Annotated in this window: 4 protein-coding genes and 1 pseudogene; 3 read left to right on the top strand and 2 right to left on the bottom strand. The window is 71.2% G+C overall.

Annotation, left to right across the window (positions count from 1 at the left end):
* Nucleotides 1-87: 87 nt before the first annotated feature.
* Nucleotides 88-231 (top strand): annotated as a pseudogene (locus tag JNW89_RS38995) (ComF family protein); the annotation flags it as partial.
* A gap of 246 nt (nt 232-477) precedes the next feature.
* Nucleotides 478-1,101, top strand: a complete 624-nt coding sequence (gene hpf, locus JNW89_RS24010) for a ribosome hibernation-promoting factor, HPF/YfiA family (protein ID WP_238450598.1) — start codon at nt 478-480, stop codon at nt 1,099-1,101.
* A gap of 73 nt (nt 1,102-1,174) precedes the next feature.
* Here the strand turns inward: hpf and JNW89_RS24015 are convergent, their stop codons facing one another.
* On the bottom strand, nt 1,175-2,284 hold the full coding sequence (locus JNW89_RS24015) for a GNAT family N-acetyltransferase (protein WP_375155133.1): 1,110 nt from the start codon (nt 2,282-2,284) through the stop codon (nt 1,175-1,177).
* On the bottom strand, nt 2,281-3,438 hold the full coding sequence (locus JNW89_RS24020) for a GNAT family N-acetyltransferase (protein WP_238450599.1): 1,158 nt from the start codon (nt 3,436-3,438) through the stop codon (nt 2,281-2,283). Before JNW89_RS24020 ends, JNW89_RS24015 begins: the two co-directional genes overlap by 4 nt.
* Nucleotides 3,439-3,607: 169 nt before the next feature.
* Here JNW89_RS24020 and secA point away from each other — a divergent pair.
* Nucleotides 3,608-6,357, top strand: a 2,750-nt coding sequence (secA, locus tag JNW89_RS24025) for a preprotein translocase subunit SecA (protein WP_238450600.1), incomplete at its 3' end; no start/stop codon positions are given.

Below are 6,357 nucleotides of genomic sequence, written 5' to 3' on the forward strand. Positions count from 1 at the left end.
GCAGATCCGTCGCGAAAGCTGCAGAGGGTCGAGCGCGCTACCAGCTGCCGGGTATTGAGAAGAGCCCGTGAACAGCAGCAACGCTGATCGCCGGCGCCTGTGGTGGTGCTCGACGACATCCTCACCACCGGGGCGACCCTGGCCGCGGTGGCCCGCACATTGCGGGGCCTGGGAATAACGCCAAACGTCGCGGCGGTGCTCGCCGCAACGCAAAAACGACGCCATTGGTGACGCTTCGTGTTTCCGTTTCACCCCTTGGTGTATGAGGTGTGAAATTCCCGAGCGTCTTCGACAACTGGGGGTGACTGTCGACCGAACAGGCGTTAGCGTTTTCGTGTCGGGGGTAGGAGGTTCCAAACCCACCCCCGGCGGTGGAAGGAGGCGTAGCCGTACCTGACCGGTCGACGCCGCAGGGATGCTCCCAGGGTCGGTCGACCGGAACGAAGATCAGACGACCATCCGAAAAAGGGAGGTCACGTGGACATCGTGGTCAAGGGCCGAAACGTCGAAGTGCCGGACCATTACCGGGTGCACGTAGCTGAGAAACTCGCGAAAATCGAACGCTACGACCACAAGCTCATCCGAGTCGACGTGGAGTTGTTCCACGAACGCAATCCCCGCCAGTCCGACACCTGCCAACGCGTGGAGATCACCTGTGTCTCCCGAGGGCCGGTGATCCGGGCGGAGGCCTGCACGAACGACTTCTACAGCGCGCTCGACGCGGCCATCGCCAAGCTGGACACCCGACTGCGCCGGGCGGCCGACCGCCGCCGCGTGCACCGGGGCCGGCACGCGCCGCTCTCCGTCGCCGCCGCCACCGCCGACCTACCGGTGGCCGAGCTGGCCGCGCCGTCCGGCGGTACGGCCACCGCGGTGGCCGAACGGGTCGAGGAGCCCGCCGACGAGTACGACGACCAGCCCTGGCACATCGCCCGGGCCAAGGTGCACCCCGCCGAGCCGATGACCGTGGACGACGCCCTGTTCCAGATGGAACTGGTGGGGCACGACTTCTACCTGTTCCACGACAAGGAAACCGGCCGGCCGAGCGTCGTCTACCGGCGGCACGCGTACGACTACGGCATCATCTCGCTCGACATCTGACCCCTGTCCACCCTTCGCAGCCGGCACGGAGCCGGGTGGTTCGCCCATCCCGGCTCCGGTGGCCGGCGCGCGGTCACCGCGGGTCGTCGGCGAGCAGCGCGTAGAGCACGGTGTCCGCCCGGATTCCGTCCCGGCCGGGGAGCCGACCCCGCATCAGCCCCTCCCGGCGGAACCCGGCCCGCTCCAGCACCCGCTGGGAGCCGAGGTTCTCCGGCGCGGTACCGGCCCAGAGCCGGGCCAGCCCGACCGGCCCGAAGGCCCAGTCGGCGACCAGACGCACCGCCCGGGTGGCCAGCCCCCGGCCGCGCGCCTCGGGCAGCAGGCTGTAGCCGAGCATCGCCTGGCCGGTGGCCGGCTCGTCGTAGATCATCGCGCAGCCGCCGGCCAGGTCCCCGGTGCGCCCGTCGCAGAGCGCGAAGTCGCCCGAGCTGCCGACCAGCCATTCACTCTCCGCGACGGCGCAACGCCGCGCGATCGCCGCCCGGGTCGGCGGGACCTGCCGTACCCGGCTCGCCACCACCTCGGGCAGCGTGTGCAGCCGGTACAGCGCGTCGGTGTCCGCCGGGGTCAGCCGGCGCAGCGTCACCACGTCGTCGGTGAGCCGGCCGTCGGGCAGGTCCGGCAGTGCCCGGGGCGTCGGGCCGGCGGGGTCGTCGGCGAGGCGTACCCAGGCCCACAGGTCGTGCCGCCCGCCGCCGCGCGTCGGATTCGCGGCCCGACGGACCCCCTCGTAGCGGAAGCCGGCGGCGAGCGCCACCCGCATGCTCGCCGCGTTCTCCTCGTGGGTGAGCAGCTCCAGGCGGGTCGTGCCGGCGGCGAAGGCGTGCCCGGCCAGCGCGCGGGTGGCGGCGCTGGCCACGCCCCGGCCGCGGGCCCACGGCGCCACCCAGTAGCCGATCTCCGCCTGGCCCCGGGCCGGGACCGGCTGGCTCAGCCCGATCCCGCCGAGCAACCGGTCGGAGGCCGGGTCGGCGATCGCGTACGCGGCGCCGCCGGTGGCCCAGGCGGCCGGCGCGCCCTCGGTGATCCACCACCGGGCGCTCTGCTCGGTGTACGGGTCGGGCATGCCGGAGATGAACCGTCGGGTGAGCGGGTCGGCGCAGGCGGTGGCGGTGTCCGCGACGTCGTCGAGCCGGAACGGGCGCAGCCGGACCTCGTCCGCCTCGACGACCTCGGGGGTCACGAGGTCACGTCCTCGGCGAGCAGCGCGCCCACCCAGGCGTCGCACCGTTCACCGCGGTGCTGCAACCCGCCCCGGGCGGTGCCCTCGACGGTGAAGCCGGCCTTCTCGGCGACCCGTCGCGAGGCGGTGTTGCCGACGTTCGCCTTCCACTCGATCCGGGCCAGGCCCAGCGTGGTGAAGCCCCAGGCGGTCAGCGCGGCGAGTGCCGACGGCATCCAGCCGCGGCCGCGGGCGTGCGGGGCGGTCATGAAGCCCACATCGGCCAGGAGCGGGTCGGCCGGGCTCAAGCGCAGGTCGATGCTGCCGGCGTAGGAGTCGTCCCCGTCGGCGATCACGAAGCAGGCGCTGGCGCCGCGCGCCCAGTTGGTCCGGCAGTGGTCGAGGAACTCCTCGGCGTCGTTCCGCTGGTAAGGATGCGGCACAGTGGTCCACCGGATCGTGTCGGGGTCCTGGCAGGTTGTCACGATCGCGTCCAAGTCGCGCACCTCCTTCGGGCGCAGCCGCAGCTCGGTGTCGCCCGCCGTGGCGAAGAGGACGGGCTGCGGCCGACCGAAGACGGCGGCCCGGCGGGCGTCGAGGGTGCCCGGACCGGCCGGCCCGGGTTCGCCCGGCGCGGGCACCTCACCGGGCAGCAGCGAGCCGATCCAGCCGGCCGTCCGGCCGCCCTCGGCCGGGTGGGCCAGCCGCAGCTCGCCGGAGACCCGGAAACCGGCGCGCAGCGCGACCAGCCGGGAGTAGTGGTTGCCGACCTCGGCCTGCCAGACCAGCCGGCGCAGCTTCAGCGCGTCGAACGCCCAGCGGGCGACCGCCCGGGTGGCCCGCACGGTGACGCCCCGCCCGCGCGCCCAGGGCGCGGTCCAGTAGCCGATCTCGGCGGAGTCCAGGGCCCGGTCGATCGAGACGAGGCCGCAGGAGCCGAGCAGCTCGCCGGTGCCGGCGTCGCAGACCGCGAACGGCGCCCCGGTGCCCTCGGCCCAGGCCGTCGCGGCGATGCCGGTGACGAACCCGTGGGCGTGTTCCGGCAGGTACGGGCGCGGTACGGTGGTCCAGCGCTGGATGTCCGGGTCCTGGCAGGCGCGGTGCACGGCGTCCGCGTCGGTGGCCTGCCAGGGGCGCAGCAGCAGGCCGTCCTCGATGATCTCCACAGGCTCCATCCGAGTCATCGTGCCGGATCGTTCGCGGTGGGCGTAACCGGATAACCGCCGGTGGCGGCACTGCCTGCGCGATATGTCGGGTTCGCCGGGCCGGACCGCCGCCACCAGTGACCATCGCGCCGATGGAGCGCCTACGATGGTTCGAGACTGTCTAGGGGAGCGTTGATCCGTGTCGATTCTGGAAAAGGTCCTCCGCGCCGGCGAGGGCCGTATGGTGCGTCGGCTCAAGGCCATCGCCGCCGCCGTCAACTCGATCGAGGACGACTACGTCAACCTCACCGACGACGAGCTGCGCGGCCTGACGGAGCAGTACAGGGAGCGGCTCGCCGACGGTGAGACCCTCGACGACCTGCTGCCGGAGGCGTTCGCCACGGTCCGCGAGGCGGCTGCCCGGGTGCTCGGCCAGCGCCCGTACGACGTCCAGGTGATGGGCGGCGCGGCGCTGCACTTCGGCAACATCGCCGAGATGAAGACCGGTGAGGGCAAGACCCTGACCTCGGTCATGGCGGTCTACCTCAACGCCCTGTCCGGCAAGGGCGTGCATGTGATCACGGTCAACGACTACCTGGCCCAGCGCGACGCCGCCTGGATGGGCCGGGTGCACGAGTTCCTCGGCCTCACCGTCGGCGTGGTCCTGCCCAACCGGCCGGCCGCCGAGCACCGCGCCGCGTACGAGTGCGACATCACGTACGGCACCAACAATGAGTTCGGCTTCGACTACCTGCGCGACAACATGGCCTGGTCGCGCGACGAGCTGGTCCAGCGCGGCCACAACTTCGCCGTGGTCGACGAGGTCGACTCGATCCTCATCGACGAGGCCCGGACGCCGCTGATCATCTCCGGCCCGGCCGAGCACTCCGCCCGCTGGTACTCCGAGTTCGCCGGCGTGGTGGCCCGGCTCCAGCCCGGCACCGACGGCGAGGGCGACTACGAGGTCGACTACGCCAAGCGCACCATCGCGGTCACCGAGCGCGGTGTCGCCAAGGTCGAGGACCGGCTCGGCATCGACAACCTCTACGAGTCGGTGAACACCCCGCTGGTCGGCTACCTCAACAACGCGATCAAGGCCAAGGAGCTCTACAAGCGCGACAAGGACTACATCGTCAGCGACGGCGAGGTCCTGATCGTCGACGAGTTCACCGGCCGCATCCTGCACGGCCGTCGCTACAACGAGGGCATGCACCAGGCGATCGAGGCCAAGGAGGGGGTGGAGATCAAGCAGGAGAACCAGACCCTGGCCACCATCACCCTCCAGAACTACTTCCGCCTCTACGAGAAGCTCTCCGGCATGACCGGTACCGCCCAGACCGAGGCGGGCGAGTTCAACAAGGTCTACAAGGTCGGCGTCGTGACCATCCCGACGCACCGCCCGATGGTCCGCGAGGACCGCCCGGACGTCATCTACAAGACCGAGAAGGCCAAGTTCAACGCCGTCATCGAGGACATCGCCGAGCGGCACCAGGCCGGGCAGCCGGTGCTCGTCGGCACCGTCTCGGTGGAGAACTCGGAGATCCTCTCCCACCTGCTGCGCCGCCGCGGCATCCCGCACGCGGTGCTGAACGCGAAGTTCCACGCCAAGGAGGCGGAGATCGTCGCCCAGGCCGGCCGCAAGGGCGCCGTCACGGTGGCGACCAACATGGCCGGCCGGGGCACCGACATCCTGCTCGGTGGCAACCCCGAGTTCCTCGCCGCGAACGAGCTGCGTCAGCGCGGCCTCGACCCGCTGGAGAACGACGAGGAGTACGCCAAGGCGATGGAGGAGGTCCTCCCCGCCTGGAAGCAGGCCTGCGAGGCCGAGGCCGAGGAGGTCGCCGAGGCCGGGGGCCTCTACGTGCTGGGCACCGAGCGGCACGAGTCCCGCCGGATCGACAACCAGCTGCGGGGTCGGGCCGGCCGGCAGGGTGACCCGGGCGAGTCCCGCTTCTACCTGTCGCTGCAGGACGAGCTGATGAAGCGCTTCCGCGCGGGTGCGGTCGAGGCGGTGATGGACCGCTTCAACATCCCGGAGGACGTGCCGATCGAGTCGAAGATGGTCACCCGCCAGATCAAGAGCGCCCAGGCGCAGATCGAGGGCCAGAACGCCGAGATCCGCAAGAACGTTCTCAAGTACGACGAGGTGCTCAACAAGCAGCGCCAGGTGATCTACGCCGAGCGGCTGCGGGTGCTCAACGGGGAGGACCTCTCCGACCAGGTCCGCAACATGATCGACGACGTGGTCACCGCGTACGTCACCGGTGCCACGAGCGACGGCTACGCCGAGGACTGGGACCTGGAGCAGCTCTGGTCCAGCCTCAAGCAGCTCTACCCGGTGGGCATCTCCATCGAGGAGATGGAGGAGGAGGCCGGCGGCGCCCGCGCGAGCATCGACGCCGACTTCCTGCTGGCCCGCCTCAAGGAGGACGCGCACACCGCGTACGACCGGCGTGAGGAGCAGCTCGGCGAGGAGGCGGTACGCCAGCTCGAGCGGATGGTGCTGCTCCAGGTCATCGACCGCAAGTGGCGCGAGCACCTCTACGAGATGGACTACCTCCAGGAGGGCATCAGCCTCCGGGCGTACGCCCAGCGCGACCCGGTCATCGAGTACCAGCGCGAGGGCTTCGACATGTTCGCCACCATGATGGACGGCATCAAGGAGGAGACGGTCGGCTTCCTCTACAACCTGGAGGTTCAGGTCCAGGAGCCGGAGCCGGAGGCCGAGGAGGTCCAGCTGCTGGAGAAGCCGGTCGAGATCCGGGCCAAGGGTCTCAACCGCGCGCCGCAGCAGCAGGGCCTGCAATACTCCGCCCCCACCGTCGACGGCGAGGCCGGTCGGGGCACCCCGGTCATCGAGCGGCCCGAGCAGCAGGCGCCGGCCCTGGGCGTCGGGCGATCGGAGACCCCGGCCCGTCCGGCGGCGCCGGGGCGTCCGGCGCGCCGCGC

The organism is Micromonospora sp. 4G55, from assembly GCF_016803375.1.

Excerpts from the sequence above, each read along its gene's own strand:
- JNW89_RS24020 (WP_238450599.1), bottom strand. The coding sequence starts at position 3,438 with ATGGAGCCTGTGGAGATCATCGAGGACGGCCTGCTGCTGCGCCCCTGG.